The organism is Halalkalibacter alkaliphilus, assembly GCF_023555415.1.
Taxonomy (GTDB): domain Bacteria; phylum Bacillota; class Bacilli; order Bacillales; family Bacillaceae_D; genus Halalkalibacter; species Halalkalibacter alkaliphilus.
The window spans coordinates 102,215-128,856 of record NZ_JAKRYL010000003.1; the positions used below are offsets into that span (position 1 = coordinate 102,215).

Annotated in this window: 21 protein-coding genes; 17 read left to right on the forward strand and 4 right to left on the reverse strand. The window is 37.3% G+C overall.

Annotated features, from left to right (window positions below; genetic code table 11):
- The first annotated feature begins 14 nt into the window (after nucleotides 1-14).
- The 5 genes from MF646_RS03685 (at nucleotide 15) to MF646_RS03705 (ending at nucleotide 6,295) form a co-directional block, all read left to right on the forward strand.
- Complete coding sequence (locus MF646_RS03685; protein WP_250095141.1) at nucleotides 15-1,181, forward strand: Gfo/Idh/MocA family protein; 1,167 nt, start codon at nucleotides 15-17, stop codon at nucleotides 1,179-1,181.
- A gap of 134 nt (nucleotides 1,182-1,315) precedes the next feature.
- On the forward strand, nucleotides 1,316-2,914 hold the full coding sequence (gene dcuS, locus MF646_RS03690) for a DcuS/MalK family sensor histidine kinase (protein ID WP_338035468.1): 1,599 nt from the start codon (nucleotides 1,316-1,318) through the stop codon (nucleotides 2,912-2,914).
- Nucleotides 2,907-3,614, forward strand: coding sequence for a response regulator (locus MF646_RS03695; RefSeq protein ID WP_250095142.1), 708 nt, complete (start codon nucleotides 2,907-2,909; stop codon nucleotides 3,612-3,614). The genes dcuS and MF646_RS03695 overlap by 8 nt, the downstream gene beginning before the upstream one ends.
- Nucleotides 3,615-3,740: 126 nt before the next feature.
- Nucleotides 3,741-4,931 (forward strand): NAD(P)-dependent malic enzyme, encoded by a 1,191-nt coding sequence (locus MF646_RS03700; protein ID WP_250095143.1) that lies wholly within the window; start codon nucleotides 3,741-3,743, stop codon nucleotides 4,929-4,931.
- 32 nt (nucleotides 4,932-4,963) lie between these two features.
- Nucleotides 4,964-6,295, forward strand: coding sequence for a 2-hydroxycarboxylate transporter family protein (locus MF646_RS03705; protein WP_250095144.1), 1,332 nt, complete (start codon nucleotides 4,964-4,966; stop codon nucleotides 6,293-6,295).
- Between the two features lie 555 nt (nucleotides 6,296-6,850).
- Here MF646_RS03705 and MF646_RS03710 read toward each other — a convergent pair.
- Both MF646_RS03710 and MF646_RS03715 read right to left on the reverse strand, forming a co-directional pair.
- Complete coding sequence (locus MF646_RS03710; RefSeq protein WP_250095145.1) at nucleotides 6,851-8,044, reverse strand: chromate transporter; 1,194 nt, start codon at nucleotides 8,042-8,044, stop codon at nucleotides 6,851-6,853.
- A 13-nt stretch (nucleotides 8,045-8,057) separates the two neighbouring features.
- The gene (locus MF646_RS03715) at nucleotides 8,058-8,366 is read right to left on the reverse strand and encodes a PadR family transcriptional regulator (protein ID WP_250095146.1); all 309 of its coding nucleotides are present in this window, start codon (nucleotides 8,364-8,366) and stop codon (nucleotides 8,058-8,060) included.
- 354 nt (nucleotides 8,367-8,720) lie between these two features.
- Between MF646_RS03715 and MF646_RS03720 the strand changes: the two genes are divergently transcribed.
- From MF646_RS03720 to MF646_RS03760, 9 genes are all read left to right on the forward strand, one after another.
- Nucleotides 8,721-10,301, forward strand: a complete 1,581-nt coding sequence (locus MF646_RS03720; protein WP_250095147.1) for an ATP-binding protein — start codon at nucleotides 8,721-8,723, stop codon at nucleotides 10,299-10,301.
- Nucleotides 10,298-10,957 (forward strand): response regulator, encoded by a 660-nt coding sequence (locus MF646_RS03725; RefSeq protein ID WP_250095148.1) that lies wholly within the window; start codon nucleotides 10,298-10,300, stop codon nucleotides 10,955-10,957. The genes MF646_RS03720 and MF646_RS03725 overlap by 4 nt, the downstream gene beginning before the upstream one ends.
- Nucleotides 10,958-11,145: 188 nt before the next feature.
- Nucleotides 11,146-12,789 (forward strand): SLC13 family permease, encoded by a 1,644-nt coding sequence (locus MF646_RS03730; RefSeq protein WP_250095149.1) that lies wholly within the window; start codon nucleotides 11,146-11,148, stop codon nucleotides 12,787-12,789.
- Nucleotides 12,790-12,922: 133 nt separating this feature from the next.
- Entirely contained in the window at nucleotides 12,923-13,987 is a 1,065-nt protein-coding gene (locus MF646_RS03735) for a tartrate dehydrogenase (RefSeq protein WP_250095150.1), read from the forward strand.
- Between the two features lie 246 nt (nucleotides 13,988-14,233).
- Nucleotides 14,234-15,124 (forward strand): carbohydrate ABC transporter permease, encoded by an 891-nt coding sequence (locus MF646_RS03740; RefSeq protein ID WP_420842477.1) that lies wholly within the window; start codon nucleotides 14,234-14,236, stop codon nucleotides 15,122-15,124.
- Nucleotides 15,124-15,945, forward strand: a complete 822-nt coding sequence (locus MF646_RS03745) for a carbohydrate ABC transporter permease (RefSeq protein WP_250095152.1) — start codon at nucleotides 15,124-15,126, stop codon at nucleotides 15,943-15,945. The genes MF646_RS03740 and MF646_RS03745 overlap by 1 nt, the downstream gene beginning before the upstream one ends.
- Nucleotides 15,946-16,026: 81 nt before the next feature.
- Nucleotides 16,027-17,319, forward strand: coding sequence for an ABC transporter substrate-binding protein (locus MF646_RS03750; protein WP_250095153.1), 1,293 nt, complete (start codon nucleotides 16,027-16,029; stop codon nucleotides 17,317-17,319).
- 100 nt (nucleotides 17,320-17,419) lie between these two features.
- Nucleotides 17,420-19,192, forward strand: a complete 1,773-nt coding sequence (locus MF646_RS03755; RefSeq protein WP_250095154.1) for a sensor histidine kinase — start codon at nucleotides 17,420-17,422, stop codon at nucleotides 19,190-19,192.
- Nucleotides 19,170-20,687, forward strand: a complete 1,518-nt coding sequence (locus MF646_RS03760; RefSeq protein WP_250095155.1) for a response regulator transcription factor — start codon at nucleotides 19,170-19,172, stop codon at nucleotides 20,685-20,687. The genes MF646_RS03755 and MF646_RS03760 overlap by 23 nt, the downstream gene beginning before the upstream one ends.
- 306 nt (nucleotides 20,688-20,993) lie before the next feature.
- On the opposite strand, the gene MF646_RS03765 is transcribed toward MF646_RS03760, so the two are convergent.
- Nucleotides 20,994-21,650, reverse strand: a complete 657-nt coding sequence (locus tag MF646_RS03765; RefSeq protein ID WP_250095156.1) for a hypothetical protein — start codon at nucleotides 21,648-21,650, stop codon at nucleotides 20,994-20,996.
- Entirely contained in the window at nucleotides 21,643-22,470 is an 828-nt protein-coding gene (locus tag MF646_RS03770) for an ABC transporter ATP-binding protein (RefSeq protein WP_250095157.1), read from the reverse strand. Before MF646_RS03770 ends, MF646_RS03765 begins: the two co-directional genes overlap by 8 nt.
- A gap of 209 nt (nucleotides 22,471-22,679) precedes the next feature.
- Here MF646_RS03770 and MF646_RS03775 point away from each other — a divergent pair, with 209 nt between their 5' ends.
- From MF646_RS03775 to MF646_RS03785, 3 genes are read left to right on the forward strand one after another with little or no spacing between them, the layout of a single operon-like run.
- Nucleotides 22,680-23,687 (forward strand): ABC transporter substrate-binding protein, encoded by a 1,008-nt coding sequence (locus MF646_RS03775; protein WP_250095158.1) that lies wholly within the window; start codon nucleotides 22,680-22,682, stop codon nucleotides 23,685-23,687.
- Nucleotides 23,687-25,648, forward strand: a complete 1,962-nt coding sequence (locus MF646_RS03780; RefSeq protein WP_250095159.1) for an iron ABC transporter permease — start codon at nucleotides 23,687-23,689, stop codon at nucleotides 25,646-25,648. Before MF646_RS03775 ends, MF646_RS03780 begins: the two co-directional genes overlap by 1 nt.
- 51 nt (nucleotides 25,649-25,699) lie before the next feature.
- The gene (locus MF646_RS03785; protein WP_250095160.1) at nucleotides 25,700-26,293 is read left to right on the forward strand and encodes an MSMEG_1061 family FMN-dependent PPOX-type flavoprotein; all 594 of its coding nucleotides are present in this window, start codon (nucleotides 25,700-25,702) and stop codon (nucleotides 26,291-26,293) included.
- Nucleotides 26,294-26,642: the final 349 nt, after the last annotated feature.

Sequence of the window (26,642 nt, forward strand, 5' to 3'; positions counted from 1 at the left end):
AAGGGGAATAGATTATGATTAATGGTGAAAAGAAAATTGAGAATCCTATCCGTTGGGCAATGGTAGGTGGTGGACGTGGAAGTCAAATTGGATATATCCATCGTTCTGCCGCTTTAAGAGATCATAATTTCCAATTGGTTGCCGGGGCGTTTGACATTAATGCTGAACGTGGGTTGGATTTTGGAGTTAATTTACATGTAGAACCAGAGCGTTGCTACCCTGATTATAAAAAGATGTTTGAAGAAGAAGCAAAGCGTGAAGATGGAATTCAAGCTGTATCTATTGCTACTCCAAATGGTACACACTATGAAATTTGCAAGGCAGCCTTAGAAGCTAATTTGCATGTAGTTTGTGAAAAGCCACTTTGCTTTACAACGGAAGAAGCGAAAGAATTAGAGGCGCTAGCTAAAGAAAAAAATCGTGTTGTTGGAATTACGTATGGATACTCAGGTCATCAGGCGATTGAGCAAGGACGTCAGATGATTGCAAATGGAGATTTAGGCGAAATAAGAATTATTAATATGCAGTTTGCTCACGGGTTTCATTCTGAAGCTGTTGAATTAGATAATCCAAGTACAAAATGGCGGGTTGATCCAAAGTTTGTTGGCCCAAGTTATGTATTAGGCGATTTAGGAACACATCCACTTTATTTATCTGAGGTTATGCTGCCAAACCTTAAAATTAAAAAGCTTATGTGCACTCGCCAAAGCTTTGTCAAAACACGTGCACCTTTAGAGGATAACGCTTATACGATTATGGAATACGATAATGGTGCGGTTGGAACAGTTTGGTCTTGTGCCGTGAATGCTGGTTCTATGCATAGCCAGAAAATCCGAGTTATCGGTTCAAAGGCAAGTATTGAATGGTGGGATGAACAACCGAATCAGCTTCGTTATGAAGTACAAGGGAAACCAGTACAAATCTTAGAACGTGGTATGAATTATCTTTATTCAGAAGCTTTAGCAGATGATCGTATTGGAGGAGGGCATCCTGAAGGGTTGTTTGAAGCATGGTCAAATCTGTATACGCGTTTTGCGCTGGCAATGGAAGCTGCTGATCAAGGAAGACAGTTAGAAGATATTTGGTACCCAGGAATAGAAGCTGGCGTAGAGGGCGTCAGATGGGTTGAAAATTGTGTCCGCTCTGCTGATAATGGGGCTGTTTGGGTGGAATACCAATAATTTAGGAAGAAGATTAAATATCGATTTTAAAGCCATACCCGATAAAAAAAGCGGTATGGCTATTTTTATTTATATTTGTATAAAACAAACCTATTGTTTATCATTATTTGTATAAAAAGGATAGGAGGACGCACTTGTTAATTAAAAAGTTTAAAATGCGCACGATCATCCTTTGGCTCGTTTGTATGGTTGTTCTTCTTTCCCTATTATTTACAGATCTTTTAGTAAGCAGATCGATTAATGATAATAGTGTACGTTATGAAGAAGAAAAAGCACTTACGGTCGCAAGGATTGTCGCACAATCAGAGATTGTCCAAAGTGGATTAGTAGAAGGAAGGGCTGAAGAGATTCAGCAATATGCTAATGACGTTCGTCAATCAGCCGACGTTCTTTTCGTTGTTGTTATGGATATGAGTGGGATACGGTATTCACATCCCAATCCTGAGTTAGTTGGACATCCCTTTGAAGGTGGAGACGAAGCTCAAGTTTTTGAAAATGAGGAGTATAGTTCGATATCTGAAGGGACTCTCACAACTTCATTACGTTCATTTTCTCCTGTTATGAATGAGAGGAATGAACAAATCGGTGCTGTTGCCGTAGGGATTTCATTAGAGCACATTCAAAAAATGATAAATCAAAACCACAAAAATATAATACTTGGATCACTTGTAGGGTTATTAGTAGGACTAATTGGTGCGCTACTCATTGTTAAATACATAAAGAAAACATTATATGGCTTAGAGCCTCCTGAAATAGCGAAGATATTAGAAGAAAGAAATGCAATGCTTCATTCCGTCCATGAAGGAATCATAGCAGTGGACAAAGACGGGAGAATTACACTCGTAAATAAATCTGCTTCAAAATTATTTGAAAAAGCTGGACTCCCACCCGAGCGAATAGGGATGAATGTAACGGAATATCTACCAATGAATGGTCTCGAGCGAGTATTAAAAACAGGAAAACAAGAGCTTGCAGAAGAAATTACGATTAATGATATCTCTATATTAGTGAACCGAGTTCCCCTCATTGTTGATAGTAAGGTTATTGGGGCAATTTCAACTTTGAGGGATAAGACTGAAGTCAATGAGCTTGCCGAACAGTTAACAGGTGTAAAGCTTTATGTAGATGCGCTAAGGGCGCAATCTCATGAGGTGAAAAATAACCTGCATGTCATCCTTGGAATGGTGCGAATCGGTGCATATGAACAACTAAAGACGTTTATTCTTGAATTAGTTAATCATAAAAATCATGAAATTGGGCAAGTGACAGATATTCAGGATGCCGTATTATCGGGATTTTTGTTAGGAAAATTGAGTTATGCTAGGGAATGTGGGGTTAAGCTTTCAGTAAAAAGTGAAAATGTTATTCCGAAACCGAAATCGGCTGATGTTAACCATGAAATCATTACGATTTTAGGTAATTTAATTAATAATTCAATTGAAGCAGTGGAAGATTGTACTTTTAAAAGAGTTGACGTCGTTCTAACATGTAAGGAATCCAAGTTAAAGCTGGAAGTGAAGGACACTGGTCCAGGGATTAAGACGGAGGAGTTAGAGGATATTTTTGAAAAAGGGTTTTCAACAAAAGGAGAAGAGCGTGGCTATGGTCTCGCTCTTGTAAAAGCAAGTATTGATGATCTTAATGGTAATATAACTATTGATACATTTACTGGTTTCGGGACAACCATTTCCGTTGAGATTCCATATGAAACAGAGGAGAATTCTATTGATTAAAGTATTAATTTTAGATGATGATCCAATGGTAGCTGAATTTAATAAACGGTACTTACAAGAAGTAGAAGGTTTTGAGTTAGTAGACATAGCTAAATCTTATAATGAAGCGTTGGAAGTAATCAATCATAAAGAAGTAGATTTACTGTTGTTGGATATTTATATGGCTGGGAAAAATGGATTAGAATTGCTTCAACAGATTCGAAAAAAAGACAAATGGAAGATCGATGTGATTCTTGTGACAGCAGCTGATGATGTGGACTCGATCCAGACGGCTTTACGGTACGGAGCGGTAGATTACATTATAAAGCCTTTTGAATTTGAACGGTTTAATCAAGCGTTAACGACCTATAGAGAAAAGAATCATTTGCTTAAAAAACAAAATTTTCTGAAACAGGAAGAACTAGACCGTAAAATTTTTCATCAAAATGAGAAGAAGCAGATGTCGTTACCAAAGGGGTTAACCGCCAATACTTTACAAGTCATTGTCAATGCGATACTGGAAAAGGAAGCCGAACCGTTTTCCACTGATGAAATTGCCGAACAAGTACAAGTATCGCGTGTCTCTGTCAGAAAGTATATAAAATACTTGAAGGAAATTGGTGTACTTGGAGAGAGGATGACGTACGGGGCGATTGGAAGGCCAGTCTATTTATATGTAAACAAAGATTTAACGAAATCAACATTTCAGAATCTATTTTAAGCAGCCATTGGCTGCTTTTTTTAATTACAAAAGGTTTCTTAAGTTTCATAAACTGTCACAAATTGTTCGAATTTATTAAACTAACTGTAGATTAGTTGGAAACGATTACAAGTAGGAGGAATTGAAATGAAGCATAATAACTTAAAAGAAAAAGCGATTCAATTACACCGAGATCATTCGGGAAAAATAGAAGTCGTAAGTAAAGTAGAAATAAATAGTGAAGCAGAGTTAAGTCTTGTCTATACACCTGGAGTTGGTGATGTATGTAAGGAAATTGAAAAGAAGCCTCATGAAATAAACAATCTAACTTCTAGAGGAAACATGGTAGCAGTAGTAACAGATGGAACGGCTGTACTAGGGTTAGGTGATATTGGCCCAGGAGCCGCGATGCCTGTAATGGAAGGGAAATGTATGCTGTTTAAGAACTTTGCTAATATAGACGCCTTCCCGATTTGTCTTGACACTAAAAATGTTGATGAAATTGTCGCAATAGTGAAAGCGCTACAACCAACATTCGCGGGTATTAATTTAGAAGACATTTCAGCTCCACGCTGTTTTGAAATTGAGGATAGATTGAAGAATGACCTTGATATTCCTGTATTTCATGATGATCAACACGGTACGGCGATTGTGGTGTTAGCTGGTTTACTAAACGGGCTAAAAGTAGTCGGGAAACAAATGAAAGCGGTCAAAATTGTCATAAATGGTGCAGGAGCTGCGGGCATTTCTATTGCTAAATTGCTTTTACATGCAGGCTTCACAAATATTACTCTTGTTAGTTTAGAAGGAGTTGTAAATAAAAGTGAAGATTGGTTAAACCCAAGCCAACAGCAAATTGCCATGGTGACCAATAAAGAAAATATTCAAGGTACACTAAAAGACGCAATTATAGAAGCAGATGTGTTTATTGGGGTTTCTGGACCAGCAGCACTAAAGACAGAACATGTAAAAAGTCTGGCTAAAGATCCGATTGTTTTTGCGATGGCGAACCCAATCCCAGAGATTTATCCTGAAGAAGCACTTGCAGCAGGAGCAAAAGTAGTTGGCACCGGACGATCCGACTATCCAAATCAAATTAATAATCTATTAGCATTCCCAGGTATTTTTAGAGGGGCGATTGACTCTGGTGCGTCAGATATCACGACAGAGATGAAAATTGCTGCTGCATATGCAATTGCAAACGTTATCCCGGAAAATGAGTTGAACTCATCTTATATTATTCCAAATGCACTGAACAAAGAAGTTCCAAAGGTCGTTGCAGAAGCTGTAGCAAAATCAGCGTTAAAAGAAGATCGAGTAACTGTTAAATCAAGTTAACTAGTAAATGAGATAGAGAGGAAGTGAGGAACATGGAACAGACAGCAAGAAAGCTTGAAAATAATGAAGTAACAAATCAAGAATCTAAAATATATGATCTTAATCCAAACAAACAAGTGAAAATAATGGGGCTGCCCATTTTATGGTTTGCTATCTTTTTGCTCATTACAATTGTAACCGTTTATACTGGGACATTGCCAACAGGAATGATTGGGAGTTTACTCGTAATGGTAGTGTTTGGTGAAGCGCTTGGTTGGATAGGTGACCGTCTGCCTATTATTAAGTCTTATTTAGGTGGAGGAGCGATTGTTGCAATCTTTGGTTCTGCTTATTTGGTCTATAGTGGTATCTTGCCTGAAAGTGTTTCGGCTGGTGTCGATGAGTTCATGACAACGGGCGGCTTCCTCGATTTCTATATTGCTGCATTAATTACCGGAAGCATTTTAGGAATGAATTCAAAAGTTCTCGTGAAAATTGGTGCACGTTATTTTGTTCCAATCATTGGAGCCGTATTCGGGGCGATGCTAATAGCTGGATTAGTTGGCTTATTAATTGGTTTTTCGGTCCAAGATGCTGTTTTAGTCATTGCCTTACCGATTTTAGGTGGTGGAATGGGGGCAGGTGCGATTCCAATGGCACAAGTATATTCGGAATTTTTAGGGAACCCGCCTAGTTATTACATCTCAATCCTAGTTCCAGCATTAGCACTTGGAAATGTCTTTGCTATTGTATTTGCAAGTCTTTTGAATAGTCTTGGTAATAAAGTTCCTTCGTTATCAGGAAATGGACAGCTTATTCCTGGGTTTAAATTGGAAGAGAAGAAGTCAACATTTGATATTTCTAAAATGGGAATTGGTTTGTTAGCTGCTTTGTTATTCTTTGCATGTGGACACTTACTAGGAGCTATTATTCCACTTCACCCTTATGCATTAATGATTATTTTGGTCGCCATTGCTAAAATTGCAAATCTGATTCCTGAAAACGTAGTAGAAGGAGCAAGTCAGTGGTATCAATTTGTCGCTAAAACGTGGACACTTGCGTTATTATTCGGAATTGGTGTAGCTTTTACTGACTTAAATGCTGTACTTGCTGCATTAAGTATCCAATATGTATTACTCGTAGCTGGTGTCGTATTCGGAGCTGTTTTAGGTGCAGCGCTACTAGGAAGGTTAGTAGGATTCTATCCAATTGAATCTGCTATTTCGGCAGGGCTGTGTATGGCAAACATGGGAGGTACAGGTGACGTTGCCGTATTATCAGCAGCAAAACGAATGCAGCTTATGCCATTTGCACAAATTGCTTCAAGGTTAGGTGGAGCTTTGATCTTGTTGCTTGCTGGTTTAATTATACCGTTATTTGTTTAAGTGATTTTAGAAGAAAAGATTTAAGCAACAACACGCTTTCCATTATGGGGGGCGTGTTGTTTTCAAATAATGATTTAATTATGGAGAACTATGTTATTTTCATGAACATTATGGGGAATAAGCAAAGTTCATACTCAGTTCACAATCATTTTTTATACTGAAAATGTACAAAGCTAGAAACAGTTTTGGAGGGTGATAAACCAATGAATTTTACTGATATGACCCATAGTGGTAATAGTGGAGTAAAAAGTACAATTGATAGCATTGTTAAATGCAAGCGAATGAAACCAGTAAAAGTAATTGTTGAAGAGCTGAAAAGTAAAGGGATAAATGTTGAATTGTGCAAAAGGATTTATTATGAGCTTTAGGAGCAGACGCTAAAATGCTAAGATCATCTTTTGTATGATGGTTATGGAGACCGTAAAAAAAACAAGCAGTGGAGTTAAATCCCAAAGCTTGTTTTGTTTGTAAAATGATCAATTATTTGTAGGGTATGCTAGCTCCATAGTACTAACTCTCACCAAATCAAATTTTATAAGTTTGTTTTTTATCGATTTAAAGTAAGGATAATAAAAAACCACCTAACGCACCAGTCACAACAATCACCCAAGGTGGCAGTTTCCAGAATACTAACATACTAAATAACAATGCTGCAAAAGCAAAGTCAACCGTTGACAAAATGGAGCTCGTCCAGATAGGTTGATAAAGGGCAGCAATTAAAATACCGACTACGGCAGCATTCACTCCCATTAAAGCTCCTTTGATTTTGGGGTTGCGGCGCAACGAGTTCCAAAACGGCAATGTCCCTAAAATGAGGAGAAACGCTGGCAAGAAAATAGCAACTGTTGCTAGCAATCCGCCTTGCCAACCATTTATGACTGCACCGATATAGGCTGCAAATGTAAATAAAGGTCCTGGAACTGCTTGGGCTGCACCGTATCCAGCAAGGAATTCTTCTGCACTTAGCCAACCATCTGGTACAAATTCACGCTCAAGTAATGGCAACACGACATGACCTCCACCAAATACAAGCGAACCAGCACGATAGAAACTATCAAACATTGCAATCCAATTTAGGTTCGTTGCTTCTCTTAGAAGTGGAAGGGCAATGAGCAATCCAAAAAATAAGGTTAAACAAATAACGGCAAAGCGATGAGAAATAGGGAAGTGACTCTCATCTGAGTGATCATCCATCGTATGATGCCTGTAAATGAGAAATCCAACCAATCCAGCTACAATAATAATCCCCACCTGTGTAAAGACAGTTTGCCATAGTAACGTGACGACAACAGCAAATAAGGCGATCGTTTTTCTTTTTACATCGGGTGTCAAATTTTTCGCCATACCTAAAATGGCATGAGCTACAACGACCACAGCAACAATTTTTAACCCGTGAATCCATCCTGCGTCAGTAAAACCAAAGCTGTGAAGCACTAAAGCAAAGATGATTAAAGCAAGGACAGACGGTAAGGTAAATCCTATAAATGAGACAATCCCGCCTAATATGCCAGCGCGCATTACTCCTATCCCAATCCCTACTTGACTGCTTGCAGGGCCAGGTAAAAACTGACATAGTGCTACCAAATCAGCATAACTTTTTTCATCCATCCACTTTCTTCGTCGAACGTATTCGTCATGAAAGTATCCTAAATGAGCAATTGGACCACCAAATGAAGTGAATCCAAGCCGAGTAGAAACAAGGAGTATTTCCAATAACCTTCTAACAATGTTTTCTTTCTGATCTTCCATTGTACCACCTCTTCTATTCTTTTATTTCTTTAAAAAGCTCAAATGCTTTTGCTCTAGCCTCGTTTAGAACAGTATCGCCTTTGGCTGTTGTTGAGTAATACTTTCTAATTTTCCCTTCAATTTTTCGCTCTTCTTTAACTAAAAGACCATCCGCTTCCATCTTGTGTAGGATCGGATACAATGTTCCAGCACTCATGTCATAGCCATGTTCCCTTAGTTCTTCAAGCATCCATAATCCAAAGATAGGATGTTCTTTGGCATGGTGTAATATATGTATTTGAATGAATCCAAGAAAAAGCTTACGTAATACTTTAGCTTCCAATTGATCACTCCTCTAACGAAATGTAATATCGAAAACCGATATTACAAACTTAACAAAGGTGAGAGTGATAGGCAATAAACTAAATGAAATTTAACAATATCTTTACAGTTTCATGCAATGAAGGAGTGGGTCCTCATGGCTTTGCTTTGTAAACCTATAGGACAACTCCAGGTAATCAATATTAGAAAGATTTTTCAACACAGAAGGTTCTCCGGAAATCTTGTTTGAATAACTACATCATTAAATCAGTTATTTCTTTACGAGAATTTCTTTATGAAAATTGGTCAATCCTTTATTATTTAAATAAGGTAACATAGTTTGGGCATTTTAATTAACCTATTAAGGATGAAATCAATGAAAATAAGCTTACGCATTAAAATGTTACTCATGTCTTTTGTCATTGTGATCACTTCTGTTATGACGATTGGCTGGAATATGATTCACAATATTACAGATGCATTTGAAAATGAAATTGGAGAGCGAGCCGTTGCTATTGCGAGGACTGTGGCGCAAATGCCTGATATCCGTCAGCATGTCGGGATAGAGGGAGGAGCAACGGTGATTCAACCAATCGCTGAGCGAACAAGAAAGGCAACGAATGTTGACTATATTGTCATAATTGATATGAATAGTATCCGTTACTCTCACCCTAATAAAGAGTTAATTGGCGAAATGTTTGTAGGTGGGGATGAACTAGAGGCATTAGCCAATCGTGAATATGTATCTATCGCAGTAGGAACTTTAGGCAATGCGACGAGAGCCTTTGTGCCAATTATGGATGAAGAAGAAGCTGAACAAGTAGGTGTAGCTGTAGTTGGTATATTAACGCCAACCCTTCAGGCAATCATTGCAACTTATAGTCAGGATATATTCACTGCACTTATTTGGGGGTTATTGATTGGTTTAGTTGGTTCTTATTTATTAGCTCGTAGCGTAAAAAAACAGACCTTTGGCCTTGAACCATACGAGATTGCAAAGTTAGTGGAAGAACGCTCAGCGGTCATGCAGGCTATGAACATCGGTATTATCGCATTGGATGAGCAGGGGCAAATTACTTTTATGAATCGCTTAGCGAAAAGATATATAAAAGGTGAGGAAAGAAACTTTCTATTGCATTTACAAGACGTGTTCCCGCAATCATGGGAAGCGAATGAGCCGATAGAACAAATGATTAACCGGAATGTTGTTTTTTTTGATAAGAACTATCTTATCTCAATATATCCTATCCATGTAAAAGCAACCTATGCAGGAACACTAGTAACGATGATTGATCGAACGGACGCGACACGTCTAGCAGAGGAACTAACTGGAGTTAAAGCTTTAGTTGATGCACTTAGAGCTCAAAATCATGAATATATGAATAAGCTCCATAGTATTGCTGGTCTTATCCAATTAGAACGGACGGAAGATGCTTTAGATATTATCATAGATGAAACAGTCGATGAGGAAAGTATTATCCTATTTCTAAAAGAACGTTTTACAGATTACTCAGTCTCAGGTCTTTTACTTGGAAAACGGTCAAGGGCAAAAGAACTTGGAATTACATTTTTAATAGATCAGAATAGCTATCTAACTGAAATATATGGTAGCCTAAGTTCAGGAGAGATAGTGACGGTTATAGGGAATTTAATTGAAAATGCTTTTGAATCCTTCGAAAATAGTGATGATGATAAAATAGTTGAATGTCTAATCGAAATAGACAAAAATCATTTAATGATAAGTGTAAGAGATAATGGGAGCGGTATGACAAAAGAAATACAAAAAAAGATTCTCACATATGGATTTAGCACGAAAGGAAAAGAAGGTCGAGGTATTGGACTGGCACTCGTTCAACAAATTGTATCGGCGCATAATGGGAAAATAACCATTGATTCAGAAGAAGGTTTGGGAACCGAGATGATTATTGAAGCTAGAAAAGAGGGGGGAAATGAATGATTAAAGTCTTTATTGTTGAAGATGATCCAATGGTATTGGAAGTGAATACTGGTTTTTTAGAAAAGGTTCCACCTTTTCGCTTATGCGGAACAGCTACAAATGGAGCAGATGCTGAAATTGGGATACTTGAAACGAAGCCAGATGTCGTGTTATTGGATATGTTTTTACCAGATAAATCAGGGCTTGATGTGTTAAAGTCTCTCCGAAGCCAAGAGCTCGAATGTGATGTCATTATGATAACAGCTGCTAGAGATGCAGCAACAATTCATGAAGTGTTTCGTTTAGGGGCCGTTGATTATTTAGTTAAGCCTTTTAGGTTTGATCGCTTTAAGACAGCTTTAGAAACATATCATAAGATGTGGTACAAGTTAAACAATACTCCTTCCTTAAGTCAATCAGACATTGATGAAATGAAACAGATTAAGCAACGCAATCAATCATTGCCAAAGGGGTTAAGTGAGACTACGATGAAACAAATTTTGTTGAAACTCGTTGATTTATCCGAACCTGTAACTGCTGAACAATTAGCTTCTGCTTTAGGTATGGCACGAGTCACTGTTAGAAGATACTTAGAACATCTAGAACAAATTGAAAAAATTCAAGTGCAAGTCAAATATGGAAGTGTAGGACGCCCAAGTCATTATTATTTTGTATAATGACTTGGGTGTTTTTTCTTAACTTTTTATTTGTAATTTAAGTAAGAACTTAAAGACCAAAAAGAGCAGTAAGGACTTTATATTGTTGTAATTTTGAAAGCGCTTTATAATCAGAATAATTAATCAACCGGGTGGTATGTTGCCAATTAGTTGATGATCTTGTTTTTTATAAGATAGGGGGAGTTTAAATGAAAGCAAGTATTTCTTCAGTTTGGAACCAACTATGGAATTCACATAACCAGTCAAAAAAATTACTTTTGTTTTCTTTGCCAATTAGATCAAACAAAAAAATGGAAGTTGTTGAGCAGGATCAAAATGAGTCTTATAAACCAAAGCCTCCTAGTTACAGACCATCACAAAAGGTTGGTTTAATACTAGGCCCATTGCTTTTCATGGCTGTTGTGCTCTTTTTCTTTCCTGAAGGATTAAGCTACGAAGGACGCATGGTCTTGGCAACGACTTTATGGGTTGCAACATGGTGGATTACAGAAGCGATCCCGATCCCAGCAACATCCCTTTTGCCAATTATTTTATTGCCGATTACCGGTGCACTAAATGGTGATACGGTTACGGCCGCTTATGGAAATCCGATTATTTTCTTATTCTTAGGAGGATTTTTGATTGCTCTTGCAATGGAGAAATGGAACCTTCATAAACGAATTGCCTTAAACATCATTTCATTTATTGGAACGAGCCCGTCGCGAATTGTTTTTGGTTTTATGGCAGCGACAGGTTTCCTATCGATGTGGGTCTCTAATACAGCAGCTGTTATGATGATGCTGCCAATCGGAACTGCGATTACGTATCAAGTAGCGGAAGCGCTAAAAAATAAAGAGAATCTAGCAAATGAAGAAGAAAAGTTTTCAAAGGTTTTAATCTTTGGTATTGGTTATGCTGGAACAATTGGTGGGCTAGGAACGTTAATTGGAACACCACCTAATATTATTCTAGCGGCAACTGTTCAAGAGCTGTTCGGTGTTCAAATTTCATTTGCTTCATGGCTATTCTTTGCAGCGCCGATTGTTATAATCTTGCTTATTAGCAGTTGGTTGTTTTTAACCAGAGTCGCTCATCCAATCAAGTTAAAAGAGTTACCTGGTGGAAAGGCGCTTATTGAAAATGAAAAGAAGAAGCTAGGAAAAATTAGTTTTGAAGAAACTGCTGTATTAGTAGTCTTTACATTTGCTGCTTTCATGTGGATTTCAAGAACGTTTTTATGGGAAGGCCAAATTATGACCATTCCAGGTCTTAATGATACGATGATTGCCATTTTTGCAGCTGCGTTATTGTTTTTAATTCCTTCTATTAATAAAGGAGGACGTATTCTAGATTGGAATGTATCTAGAGATGTTCCTTGGGGAATCTTGCTATTATTTGGTGGAGGTTTAGCGATTGCTGCTGGGTTCCGTGAATCAGGTTTGGCTGATTGGATCGGCGGGCAATTAACCGTTTTAGAAGGCGTGAACTTCATCTTAATTATTGCTCTTACGACAGCTCTTGTGTTGTTCTTAACTGAAATTACATCTAATACAGCAACGGCAACGATGATTTTACCAGTGTTAGCTGCTTTAGGATTAGCGCTTGGAATTCATCCATTTGCGTTAATGGTTCCAGCAGCAATTGCAGCAAACTGTGCGTTCATGTTACCAGTTGGAACCCCTCCAAATGCAATTATCTTTGCATCAGGGAAGTTGAAAATATTTGAGATGGTGAAAAACGGTTTCTGGATAAATATCTTATCCATCATATTAATAACACTTGCAGTCTATTTCTTACTTCCGTTGTTATGGGGGATTGACTTAACGGTTTATCCATCTGAGTTTAGGTCTTAAAGTATTCGTAAAAGTATAAAGGAATAACGATTAAAACATAGAAAGGGATAGAGTTTAGTTCTCATAGTATACAGTCTTGTATTATGAAAACTAGTATCTGTCCCTTTTATAAGTTATGGAGGAGAAAGTTAATATGTCAAAAATTAAAATTTCCGTAATTCCAGGAGATGGGATTGGTCAAGAAGTTGTCCCTGAGACGTTAAAAGTACTAGATACATTAGCAGAGATTCATGGAGGAGTATCCTTTCAATATGAAACTCACCCGTGGAGCTGTGAGTATTATCTTGAACACGGAATTATGATGCCAACTGATGGAATGGCTAGGCTTCATCAAACAGATGCGATTTATTTAGGGGCTGTCGGGAACCCGAAGCTAGTTCCTGATCATGTTTCACTATGGGGCCTCTTAATTAAGATTCGCCGTGAGTGTGAACAAGTGATTAACATTCGCCCTGCTCAGTATATTGAAGGAGTAACATCACCATTAGCAGAACCAAACAATTTTGATTTTATTGTTGTTCGTGAAAATAGTGAGGGAGAGTATAGTGAAGTAGGCGGTAGAATTCATAGTGGTGAAGACGCAATTGCTATTCAAAATGCAGTATTTACTAGGAAAGCAACAGAGAGAACGATTCGTTATGCATTTGAATTGGCACAGAAACGAAAAGGCCGGGTTACAAGTGCAACGAAATCAAATGGAATTGTTCATAGCATGCCATTTTGGGATGAAGTTTTTCAAGAGGTTGCAAATACTTATCCAGAGATTGAAACAGAAAGCAATCATATCGATGCTCTAGCAGCATTTTTCGTTTCAAAGCCGCAACATTTTGATGTGGTGGTGGCGAGTAACCTATTTGGAGATATTCTTACCGACTTAGGAGCAGCGATCATGGGGAGCATCGGCATTGCACCCGCTGCTAATATCAATCTGAATGGCAAATATCCGTCCATGTTTGAACCCGTACACGGCTCAGCACCAGATATTATTGGGAAAGGGATTGCCAATCCGATTGGTCAGCTTTGGACAGCCAAAATGATGCTTGATCATCTTGGCTTTGAAGAGTTAGGTTCAATGTTATTTAGAGCAATCAAAGAAACGATTGGAGAAGGGATCAAAACGAGGGATCTTGGAGGATCAGCCAATATGAAAGAAGTAATTGACCATATTATTGGAAAGCTACGATTATATTCTAAATAACGTTAGTAGCTTTGCTATCACGCGCCTCCTCAGTTCTTGAGGGGCGCGTTTTCGTCGTAAAAATTCAATTGTAGGCAATAGCTTATCATGTCACAAAAGTGCACCTTTTCCGTCAATATTGTTACTATTTTCTCTTATTCTTACAATCTATAATAAGAATTAAGAAAACGGTTACAAATTAAAAGGCGGTGATGGTTGTTGGAATCAACAGTAGCAACAAAAGTGAAAGCGGATACGAAGTTAAAAATTGGCTCTACTAGAAAACTGAAGCTAAAGAAATTATTATCTTATGCGGCTTTTGTGGGACCTGCACTTTTATTCTTTATTGTCATTCAAATCATTCCATTTTTGATGGGCATCTATTATTCATTTACCTCGTGGAATGGGATTAGTTCTTCCATTGAATGGGTTGGACTTGAAAACTACAAACGAATATTTTCAAATGACCAAAGATTCTTTGATTCATTTCTATTTACGACAAAGTTTATGTTTGCAGCCGTTTTAATCAGTAATATAATAGGATTTTCGTTTGCATTAATTTTAAATACGGCGTTAAAGACACGAAACTTGCTAAGAACAGCTTTCTTCATTCCTAATGTTATTGGTGGTTTATTACTAGGATTTATTTGGCAGTTTATCTTTGTAAGAGGTTTCGCAGCGATTGGAGAGTTAACGAATATCTCTTTTTTCCTCAAGCCTTGGTTAGGGGATGCAACGACAGCCTTTTGGGGGATCGTTATCGTATTTGCTTGGCAAATAAGTGGATATATGATGGTTATCTATATTGCGGCATTACAAGGAGTGGATACTTCATTACTTGAAGCTGCTAAAATTGATGGGGCTAATGCGTTTACGACGTTAAGAAAAATTATTATCCCATTGATTCTTCCGGCGTTTACAATTTGTTTCTTTTTAACCATTTCGATGGCATTTAAGATTTTTGATTTGAATCTATCGTTAACGGGTGGTGGCCCATTCAACTCCACTCAATCAGTTGCCATTAACATTTATCAAGAAGCGTTTACGAATAATAACTATGGCATAGGTTCAGCGAAGTCAATCTTATTCTTTTTAATTGTCGCTATATTTACAACGATTCAAGTTATGATTACGAAGAAGAAGGAGGTTGAGGCGTAGTGAAGTATACGAAAAAAACGTTTGTATTAGAAATATTTGCAATATGTATCGCTATTCTCTTTCTCGTTCCTTTCTATTTCGTCATTGTTAACTCGTTAAAAGGATTCTCTGAAATATTGATAGATGCTGCTGCGTTACCAAGTGAATGGTTATTCTCAAACTATGTTAGAGTGTGGGAAATTCTTGATTTCCCAAGAGCATTTTTTAACTCACTTGTCATTACAGTGTTTAGTAATATTGGCCTTGTTGTTATCAGTTCGATGGCAGCTTGGAAAATGGTTCGAACACCAGGGAAATTCAGTAAGATTTTGTTCATTTTATTTGTATCAGCAATGGTTATTCCTTTCCAAACGGTTATGATTCCACTTGTAAAGCTTGGTGGAATGTTAGGAATTATGAATAGCATACCAGGTATCATCATCATGTACTTTGGCTTTGGCGTGCCGCTTTCACTTTTCCTTTATCATGGGTTTGTAAAAACGGTTCCGATTGAAGTGGAGGAATCAGCGCGAATTGATGGTTGTTCTCAGTTCGGTCTCTTTTGGAGAATCGTGTTCCCGCTTTTAAAGCCAATTACCGTAACGGTTATCATCTTAAATACACTATGGATTTGGAATGATTACTTGTTACCACTATTAGTATTACAAGATGCATCGTTAAGAACGATTCCACTTGCAACAAGTTCATTCTTTGCTCAATATACAAAACAGTGGGATATGGGATTAGCAGCACTTGTTTTAGGGATTACACCAGTAATTATCTTCTTCTTGTTCTTACAGAAGCACATTATTAGAGGTATTGCTTCAGGTTCAATTAAGTAAAGTTGGATTCAAATTTTGTAGCAATCGCTGCAAAAGTTTAAAAATAGGAAGTAAAAAATGGGGATTAGGGAGGCAATTACTATGAAACGTTTCTTATTGCTTTGTGTGTCGATGTTGTTAGCAGTTGGTATTATCGCAGGTTGTTCATCAAATAACAAAGAAAGTTCTAGTTCAGATGCTGGAGGCAATTCTGACTCAGGCGGTAGTGACGAGGTTGTAACATTAAATTTCTTCCAATTTAAAGTCGAAATTGCAGATCAGTTGCAAGAAATGTTAAAAGAATTTGAAGCTGAGCACCCAAATATTAAAGTGAAGCTTGAAACAGTAGGTGGCGGTGCGGATTATGGTGCAGCATTAAAGGCGAAATTTGCTTCAGGTGAAAAGCCAGACATCTTTAATAACGGTGGATTCAATGAGTTAGAACTTTGGAAAGAGCATCTAGCAGATCTTTCTAATGAGCCTTGGGTTGATCACTTATTACCAATTGGGAAAGTCCCTATGACAGATGCTGATGGCAATCTTTATGGAATGCCTGTTAACTTAGAAGGGTATGGATTTGCATATAACCAAGATTTGTTCGAGCAAGCTGGTATTACGGAAGTTCCAACAACGATGTCTGAATTGCAAGAAGCGGTAGAAAAGCTAGAAGAAAACGGAATTACAGCATTTGCAGCTGGTTATGGTGAGTGGTGGGTAATTGGCCAGCATTTATTAAATATTCCATTTGCTCAACAAGATGATCCTGCTGCCTTTATCGAAGGATTATCAGAAGGAACAGAAACATTTGTTGGAAACAAGCACTTTGAAGAATTTAAGCAAGTGATTGATACAGAGATTGGCTATGGAAATACAAACCCGTTAACAACTGATTATAATACACAAGTTACATTATTTGCTTCAGGTGAAGCAGCAATGATTCAACAAGGGAACTGGACTGAGAACATGATTTACCAAATCAACCCTGATATGAATATGGCGTTCTTACCTATTCCATTAAATGATGAAGCAGAAGCAAATGCTATTCCTGTAGGAGTACCAAATAACTGGGCTATTAACAAAAACTCAGAAAATCTTGAAGAAGCAAAATTATTGCTTGATTGGATGGTTTCCTCTGAAACTGGCCAACGTTACATGACAGAAGAGTTTGCCTTCATTCCGGCATTTGATAATATTGAACCAGCAGGATTAGGAGCTTTAGGAGAGTCAATTCTAGAGTACTCAGTAGCAGAACAAACGATTCCTTGGACATGGTTCATGTGGCCAGATGGTGCAAACCAAGATTTTGCTGCAGCTATCCAAGAATACGTAGCAGGACAAATTGAGTATGAAGAAGTATTAGAAAAATTCCAAGCTACGTGGGATAACTTGAAATAACAGGATTTAACTACCATATTAAAACAGAAAGCATATCTATACGTAGATATGCTTTCTGCTATATACTCTAGAAAGAACTAAAGCTTCGGGGGAGATATCGTTGTTTAAAACAAGTATAAGAAATAAACTGATTGTTCTATTATTATTAATAACGATTATCCCTTTTGGTAGTTCAATTGTCGTGACCTATATTTATACAAAGGAATCCTTGAAGGATCAGACGATAGAGGAAAATGTGAATTTGCTTTATCAAGGAAAGGTAAATATAGAAAACTATTTAAGAGAACTAAATAATTATACGTTGTCTTTCTATAGCAATCCTGATTTTATGAGCTATTTAAGAAAAACATATAGTAGTAATGATTATTTGTCGATGGGAACCGTGCATAATGTGTTACGAGCTCTTTTGTATAGTGATGATAGCATTAACCAAGTTAACATGGCTATTGTTGGCGATCAGCAAACGGTGTCACTGTCAAGGAGATCTACGCTGGTGTATTCAAAACAAGCAGACACAAACATAGAAGCATATCAGAGAGCAAAGGAAAATCCAAATAATATTTATATTGAACCGACAGATCAATCATTTTTCATTCACCGTGCATTTCGGAATGTACCGGCTAATCATATTCTTGCCTATATAACGTTGGAAATTAGACCAGGAAAAATAAATGAGTTGAGTCATTATCTGTATAATGATAATACAGAGGAATTTTATATAATGACACCGGATGCGGACTTCATATATCATTCAAAAGCAGACGTACGAGATGATCAATACTCAGAATGGATAGATGAGATCAATGGATTAGAGGAGCAAAGTGGAACATTTGAGTGGAAAGACGCAACGTTTCAAGGCGTGGTCGTTTTTGATCGGCTTTCCGATGCTACGGGAAGTTGGCTTCTAGTAAAAAGAATCCCGCACACCACCTTGTATGAAAGCGCGTACGGTGTTGCTTTGATTAATATTATCTTTGGAGTTGTTGGATTAACACTAGTTATATTGGCAACCTTTTTTGTCTCTTTTAAGATTACCTCGCCCATTAGGGTGCTCGTACAAAATATTAAGGAAGTTGAAAAAGGGAATATGCAACCTCAATTTCATTCACTTGGTAACGATGAGATTGGTATTTTAGGACAAAGATTCAAGATGATGATTGAAAGAATCAATCATCTAATTAACCGAGAATACAAGTTAGAACTTGAAAATAAGACGAATCAATTAAAAGTATTGCACTCACAAATAAATCCACACTTTTTATACAATACATTACAATCAATTGGGACGATGGCGTTGAAAAACAAAGCACTTGATGTCTATTCCTCTCTAACTGACCTTTCTCAAATTATGAGATATAGTATGAATATGGATCAAGATATTGTCCCTTTAGAGAAAGAGATTAATTATACAAAAGCGTATCTTCTCTTGCAAAAGCAAAGATTCGGGGAAGATCTAAATTATATCTTGGAAGTAGAAGAAGGTGCCCTAGATATACAAGTGCCAAAGATGATTTTACAGCCAATTATTGAGAACTATTTCAAGCATGGATTTGACACAAGAGAAGAATTAGGTGAAATTAAGGTCGTCTGTAAGAAGAAGGAATCGTATCTATTTATTGCGATTCGTGATAATGGTGTTGGAATACCTGAAAAACGACTAAAGGAAATACAAAATCTTCTATATACAAATAAAGAAAGTGCGAAAAGTGATTCTTCAATTGGATTAAAGAACGTTTATGCCAGACTACAGCTTTATTATTCCGAACAAGCAATCTTTAAAATTCAGAATCGCAGCACAGGTGGCGTTCAAGTAACCATAAAGTTACCATTAGAATTGGAGGGTGGATTACATGAAAGCAATTATAGTCGATGATGAAAAACATGTCCGTGAAGGATTAATGCTGTTAGCTGAATGGGATAAATTCGGAATTGAGACGATCTTTGAGGCAGCAGATGGAGAGGTAGCCATGAAAATAATTTCAGAGCAACAACCTGAAATTATTTTTACAGATATGAATATGCCAAGATGTGACGGGATTGATTTACTAAAGTGGATACACTCCTCTGATTTTCATTCTAAAACAATAGTAGTAAGTGGTTATGATGACTTTAAATATACAAAAAATGCGATTACCTATGGTAGTTTTGATTATATATTAAAACCAATTAATCCAAATGAATTGAATGAAACATTATCACGCGCAGTGGTGGAATGGCAGGAGCAAAATAAAAAGAGATTATCTGTTTTAGAAAACGATAAAGTTATTTGGGACCACCTTTTTTCAAGCGCTCTAAATAACGGAAATCTTTCCAATCGGTTGGTAGAACAGTTAGAAAGTGAATTTGGGGTGCGAATTTCCAATCGACCTTGTTTTATTGCGATCCTTCCAATGAAAATACTTATATCTTCTAAATATGAAGGTGATGCTGATCGAGCGTTTACCTCAGTGCTATTGAAGTGTAATGACATACTAGATAAAAATGGCATTGCATTTCGAAATATAAACAAGGAAGAAGAAATAGTTCTGCTTTTATGGGAGAAGGCTGCAGTAAAAAAGGTAATTCGAACAGTTTCAAAAAGCATAGGATGTCCAATAGAAATTGGTGAACAACATGCAAGCTTTATACATGCATATGAAACTGCAAGTAGTAATTTGAAGAATTATAATCTTCTAGAGAATGGAATGCAAGTTGTGAATTCTCTTTCGCCTGTTTATTTATTGGATTATTCCGAGGAGATAAAATGGGCCATTCAAAGTGGAAGTATGGAACAAATGAACGAAATTTTAGACCGTATTTTTAAAACATTTGAAGAAAACAACTATTTCCCTTATGAACAGATCAACATCTGGGAATCGCAGTTTGCTATTTTAAAAGATCACTGGTTAAAAGAGTATGAGCTAAAAAAACGTGATTTATTGTATAGAGGGGTTCATTACTGGAAAGATAATGGAGGATTCTCTTTTTGTAAATTTAAAGAAGAAAAGAAAAAAGAGTTTGATCATCTTATCAAGATGGTATCTGGTTGCAAATTCCAAAAAGAGAAAAATAGTGTCCAAATGATAGAAGAGTTTATTAGGAAAAACTATCAAAAGGATATTAAGCTTCAAGATATTGCAGATCGCTTCTTTTTAAGTAGAGAATACATTTCGAGGAAATTTAAGCAGGAATATGATGAGACAATCACCGATTACTTGATGAAAATTAGGATTGAAAAAGCGAAAGAATTACTTAAAAACCCATACCTTAAAATTTATGAAATATCAGATTCAGTCGGTTACCAAAATGATAAATATTTCATTAAGGTTTTTAAAAAGAGGGAAGGGATTACCCCGAGTGAGTTCAGAAATACGTTGAAAACAAATTGAAATGAGATTTATGAAAGCGTTGATAAAAACTAGATACTGCATATTTATCAAGGTGAAGAAATTGGTATGACCAATGTAGCCTTCGATTTAATCGATGATTATCGTGATCTTGAAATACTAGATATGTATGACAAAACAGTGCCTTTTCTAGTTGAGAAAAGGCACTGTTTATTATGATTTAAGATTCTGGTCAGAAGAGAGAGAAGATTATTTCAGAAACAGGTATTTACTGTAAGACTATTTTGTGAACAAAAAAAGCCTTGAGGTAGTCTTTTACAAAATATAGAAAGGGTCACCAATGATAAACTAAACTCTTACATGCGGACAATACGGACAACAATCATTGCCTGGCAATTCTTTATATAAACAACAAGTAACACGTTGAAATTCATTTTTTGATTCCAAAATAGAGCGCCCATCAAGAAACTTCTTAAACATGGAACGACGAATTTCAGGCTGCCAAATATCATCGAGCAATAAAGTATTCAAATCCTCTGTAGCTTGCTTTGTTTCAGTCGAACCATACATCCATAAGACATAGCCCCATATATTCTCCCATAAAATAAACTTTGAAATGTTTGCCTTTACTGCTAATGCATTAACAACAGTGTGTCCATATTTTTTCAATATTAACTCTAAATCTCCAGTTTGTTCATCCCTTATGAAGCGTTTATCAATTTGAAACACAAGACCATTTTCAGTTTGAGAAAGATGAATCGCTTCTAGTGGACCGTCCCAAACTTTATGCAAGGTTTTTAAATAAAGTTGTGCTGCAATAAAAAAGCCGTATCGACGCATAAAGACTGATGTCGCTACAGCTGTCGTTGGAGATCCTGTTGAATGCTTTATAATGGAAATGAAACGATCAAAGCCATTAGTAAGGCTGGTATGGACAGTCATAAAACCTATAGGGTCATTCACAATATGAACTTGAAATCTTTTCAGGTCTTCTAAGTTAAGCACCAGAAATCGCCTCATTCACTTTTGGTATGACACAACGACCTTTACCAAAAGGAATACAATGAGGGGTACCAAATAATGGATCTGTAGCAACTTGACATTCCATACCAAACACAGCACGTACCAGTTCGCAGTTAATAATCGATTCAGGCGTTCCTTGGTTGAAAACAGCCCCATCTTTTATTGCGATAATATTGTGTGCATATCGAGAAGCTAAATTAATATCATGCAATACCATTATGATTGTTCGGCCATGTTTTTCGTTTAAGTCGAATAATAGGTCTAGAATTTCTATTTGATGAGTCATATCTAAATACGTTGTAGGTTCGTCTAATAAAATAATGTCTGTATCTTGAGCTAATGTCATAGCAATCCATGCTCGCTGTCTTTGCCCACCTGAGAGTTCATCAACAGGTCGGTCGCGCAATTCGTCTACACGGGTTGCTTTCATCGCTTCTTCAACTTTCTCGGAGTCTTCTTCACTCCATCGTTTTAACCAAGATTGGTGGGGGTAACGTCCTTGTTTTACTAGGTCATGAACGGTTAACCCTTCAGGTGAAATAGGAGATTGAGGAAGGATTCCCATTTTTTTTGCGACTTCACGAGATGACATACGATGGACATCTTTTCCTTCTAATAAGACCGAACCATCTGTCGGTTTTAATAAACGTGCGACTGAACGAAGAAGGGTCGACTTCCCACAACCATTGCTTCCTACAAATACAGAAATTTCACCACGCGGGATCGTTAAATTTAAATTTTCAAAGAGTAAGTGATCGTGATACCCGATGGATAACTCTTTTGTTTGAATAGAAGTCTTCATTTCAGCATTCCTCCACATTTAGCTCATTGATATTCTCTCTCAATACTTACATCTTATCACAGATTAAATGCAAGTGAGAATGATTTTTAATAACAATTGAAATTTATCTTTACAAAAGAGGGAACAACCTTTAAACTAACATTGTATTGATAATGATTATCAAATTCGATAAGAGAGAAACTAATATTATATTAATTTGGGGGTCCAACATGAAAAAAGTAACTGCCTTAGCACTTATCCTTTTTGTATTTTTGTTAGCAGCGTGTTCTTCCGGTAATGAAGAAACGATTGCGAATGAGGAAGAATTAACAAATGATGAAGCGTCGTCAAATGAAGAAGTAAGTGAAGTAATTATAGAGGGTGTTAATGGAGAAGTGACATTAGACGCTCCTGCCAAAAAGGTTGTTGTACTCGAATGGACATATGCGGAAAACCTTCTAGCTTTAGGAATGCAGCCAGCAGGTATGGCTGATATTGAAGGGTACGGAGACTATGTAAACATTGAACCGCAATTAGACGAAAGTGTAACAGATGTTGGAGGGCGTCAAGAGCCTAACTTAGAAGCTATTGCTTCAATTGATCCAGATTTAATTATTGGTGTTAGCTTCCGTCATGATGGCATGCTTGATCAACTAGAGTCCATTGCACCAACTGTTATTTTTAATCCTTATCCAGAAGATGAGAGTATTAATTTATATGAAGAAATGGAAATAACGTTTAATGAAATGGCAAAAGCGGTTGGCAAAGAAGCTGAGGCACAACAAGTGTTAGCTGACCTTGAGGCACATTATGAGGAAGCAATAGCAAAAATTGAAGCTGGTAATCTTTCAACAAATGATGTGATCTTAACTCTAGCTTATTCAGGACCTCAAGCACCTGAAATCCGAGTTTTTACACCGCATTCAATGGCTTCAATTATTTTAGAAAAAATCGGTTTGAACAATATCCATGAGCCAGATCAATTTGAGATTTTTGGTTCAAGCACATTTAATGTTGAAGGTCTAGTAAAATATGAAGACGCTAATTATTTATACACAGTGCCGGATACAGATAATATTTATGAAAATCAGTTAAAAGGCAATAAAGTTTGGGAGAACTTATCATTTGTAGAAGAAGACCGACTTTATGACTTAGGAGCTGATACGTGGTTATATGGAGGACCGTTATCAGCAGGTACATTGGTTGATCAAATTACAGCTACAATGGTGAATGAGTAATGTTTGGGAAGTCGCTGAATAAGTCCTTTGTCATTCTGACAGGGGGCTTCTTCCTGCTTATTTTATTATCGCTTATCCACTTAACACAAGGACAAGCTGAATACTCCATTTCTGAATTGCTTAGTGAAGTTTGGGTGGAAGGTCGAATTCAAGATATTGTTCTATCATTTCGTCTCCCGAGGCTAGTCATTGGTATATTAGCAGGAGGAGCACTTGCCGTCTCTGGTGCTCTCTTACAAACCTTGACGAAAAACCCGTTAGCAGCACCGGGTACATTAGGAATTAATGCAGGGGCATTTTTCTTTGTAGTTGCTTCAACGATTTTCTTTCCTAGCTTAATAGGGAATTATCCATTTTTAACAGCGTTACTTGGTGCGGTTGTTTCGTCGGTCATGGTTGTCATGTTAGCTGGACGACAAATGGAACCTGTACGCGTTGCGTTAACAGGAATGATTATTTCTTTAATGTTTGCCTCTGTTACTGGAGCGTTACAGTTGTTATTCGAAAATAAAACAAATGGTCTCTTTTTATGGGGGGCTGGAACCCTTGTTCAACTAAATTGGAATGGTATCACATTCGCTGCACCTGTGATTGTTATTGCGTTTGGCTGTGCTTTGCTTTTAGCAAAACCGCTAGATACCTTATCACTTGGTGAAGATATTGCTACTTCACTTGGCCAGAAGGTTTCTACTGTTAAATTAGCTACATGGGGGGTAGCGATTGTCTTAGCTGCTGTAACTGTTAGTGTAGTTGGCCCCATTGGTTTTATTGGATTAATGGCTCCACATATTGTACGGATGCTTGGTGTAAAAGGGCATGTGATGATAGTGATCCATTCGTTTTTATGGGGTGCGATCATGATGATCGGAGCAGATGTATTAGGCCGTATTATCCAGCCGGGACAAGAAGTTCCCGTTGGAGCAATGACCGCGTTGATTGGTGGTCCTTGGCTTCTCTATTTAGCGTGGAAGACTGCACGTTCGATCAAGCGATCGGATCGGCAAATGGGAGGAACCACCTCGCCAATTCGATTAAAAGTGATGATCCCAATATTAATGGCAATGATTACTTTAAGTGTTGTTATTGCTTTTTCTTATAACGGAACAGAATGGTCGCATAATTGGACGAACCCATATATTTGGAATTTCCGTATTCCTCGTGTGTTGACATCGTTTATTGTGGGAATGATTCTTGCAGTTACAGGAGTCCTCTTACAAGGAGTGTTACGTAATCCACTTGCAGATGCTAGTGTAATTGGTGTCACATCGATGGGTGGGGCAGGGGCAATGTTGTTACTAGTGATGTTCCCAGCAATCCCGGCTGCGTTTATGCCACTAGGTGCCATTATTGGTTCTGTTGCAGCCCTGCTAATTATATTAGTTACCGCATGGAAAAATAATTTCCAACCAATGTTAGTCGCGTTAATGGGAATTGCCATTTCAGCGTTTGGATCGGCGGCTACTCAAGTATTTGTCGTGAAAGCAAAACTTGCTGTAGCGGCAGCACTTGTCTGGTTATCAGGAAGTACGTATGGAAAAGGGTGGGATGACGTTTACTATGCTCTCATTTTGTTCGCTCTTTTCATAGGACCTGCGATTTACATGACTCGTAAGCTAGATACATTAACTTTTGGTGACGATGTTGCGTCAGGTTTAGGAGTTTCGGTTAGATCAGCAAGAGTTTGGGCATTAGTAATTGGAGTTGCTTTAAGTACAATTGCGGTTTCGTTAGTAGGAACAATTGGTTTTATTGGGCTTGTTGCACCGCATATTGCAAGAAGGTTAGTTGGATATCGTCATCTTCCGCTAATTTTAGTATCAGGCTTGCTAGGCGGATTATTACTTGTTACAGCGGATTTACTAGGTAGAATACTAATTACACCAAATGAAATTCCAAGCGGTCTAATAGTCGCAGTGATTGGTACTCCTTATTTGTTATACCTATTAAGGAAAATGAAATAGTATTATTTTATTTCCTATATTAAAATAACGATAGGAAGGAGTGGTGTTTTTATGATAGTAAATTTTGCTGAAAGTGCAATTACAACCGAAGAGGAACTAAGGAATATTGTAGGATCTCCCCATAAGAACGTCGTCAATAAAACAATATCCGTTATTGATGAGCATTGCAAAAACTTTATTGCCAGATCACCTTTGCTATTTCTAGCGACAGCGGATTCAAAAGGACATTGTGACGTTTCGCCAAGAGGAGATGAGCCAGGAACAGTACTTGTGTTAAATGATCATCAGCTAGTTATACCTGACCGACCGGGCAATAAAAGATTAGATTCGATATCGAATATTTTGTCAAACCCTCAAATTGGTTTGCTTTTTCTGATCCCAGGTTTGGACGATGTACTTCGTATAAATGGTCGGGCAACGATTATTAAGAACGATGATATTTTAAATCAAATGAGTCTAAAAGGGAAAAAGCCTTTACTAGGTATTGGTGTTGATGTAGAGGAAGCTTTCATTCATTGTCCTAGGGCATTAAATCAATCAAACATTTGGAATCGTGAATCCTGGGAAGATAAAGAAGCTTTACCAACATTGATGGAAATTTTTCATGCTCATTTGAAAATTAACGGAGTAGAAGTCAAAGCATAACACTGATCTCTCAAAAACAACTAAGAATGACCCCATGTTCTCTAGGAATTTGGGGTTTTATTTGAATTAAGTAATTTCCCGGTGAATAATGTCGCCAATTGTACTTTTCTGTCTTCAACCCAATTAACCGTTCAATTGGTATATTTAGAGGGGGAAATAAATAGGTAATTATAAGCACTCCATATGATTTGCGTCTAAAACAAAAAAATTGTCAGGAATGTCTGTCCGAATTTAAACTTATTTATATTTGTTGATGCGTCTCTTTCTTTTTAAGAGGTGCATTTTGTTATGGTTTTTAAATTAGGTTCCTGAGAGGGTGTCGTATTTCACTACATTGGCACCTCTAAAG

Excerpts from the sequence above, each read along its gene's own strand:
- MF646_RS03685 (WP_250095141.1), top strand. The coding sequence starts at position 15 with ATGATTAATGGTGAAAAGAAAATTGAGAATCCTATCCGTTGGGCAATG.
- MF646_RS03700 (WP_250095143.1), top strand. The coding sequence starts at position 3,741 with ATGAAGCATAATAACTTAAAAGAAAAAGCGATTCAATTACACCGAGAT.
- MF646_RS03705 (WP_250095144.1), top strand. The coding sequence starts at position 4,964 with ATGGAACAGACAGCAAGAAAGCTTGAAAATAATGAAGTAACAAATCAA.
- MF646_RS03710 (WP_250095145.1), bottom strand. The coding sequence starts at position 8,044 with ATGGAAGATCAGAAAGAAAACATTGTTAGAAGGTTATTGGAAATACTC.
- MF646_RS03720 (WP_250095147.1), top strand. The coding sequence starts at position 8,721 with ATGAAAATAAGCTTACGCATTAAAATGTTACTCATGTCTTTTGTCATT.
- MF646_RS03725 (WP_250095148.1), top strand. The coding sequence starts at position 10,298 with ATGATTAAAGTCTTTATTGTTGAAGATGATCCAATGGTATTGGAAGTG.
- MF646_RS03730 (WP_250095149.1), top strand. The coding sequence starts at position 11,146 with ATGAAAGCAAGTATTTCTTCAGTTTGGAACCAACTATGGAATTCACAT.
- MF646_RS03735 (WP_250095150.1), top strand. The coding sequence starts at position 12,923 with ATGTCAAAAATTAAAATTTCCGTAATTCCAGGAGATGGGATTGGTCAA.
- MF646_RS03750 (WP_250095153.1), top strand. The coding sequence starts at position 16,027 with ATGAAACGTTTCTTATTGCTTTGTGTGTCGATGTTGTTAGCAGTTGGT.
- MF646_RS03760 (WP_250095155.1), top strand. The coding sequence starts at position 19,170 with ATGAAAGCAATTATAGTCGATGATGAAAAACATGTCCGTGAAGGATTA.
- MF646_RS03770 (WP_250095157.1), bottom strand. The coding sequence starts at position 22,470 with ATGAAGACTTCTATTCAAACAAAAGAGTTATCCATCGGGTATCACGAT.
- MF646_RS03775 (WP_250095158.1), top strand. The coding sequence starts at position 22,680 with ATGAAAAAAGTAACTGCCTTAGCACTTATCCTTTTTGTATTTTTGTTA.
- MF646_RS03780 (WP_250095159.1), top strand. The coding sequence starts at position 23,687 with ATGTTTGGGAAGTCGCTGAATAAGTCCTTTGTCATTCTGACAGGGGGC.
- MF646_RS03785 (WP_250095160.1), top strand. The coding sequence starts at position 25,700 with ATGATAGTAAATTTTGCTGAAAGTGCAATTACAACCGAAGAGGAACTA.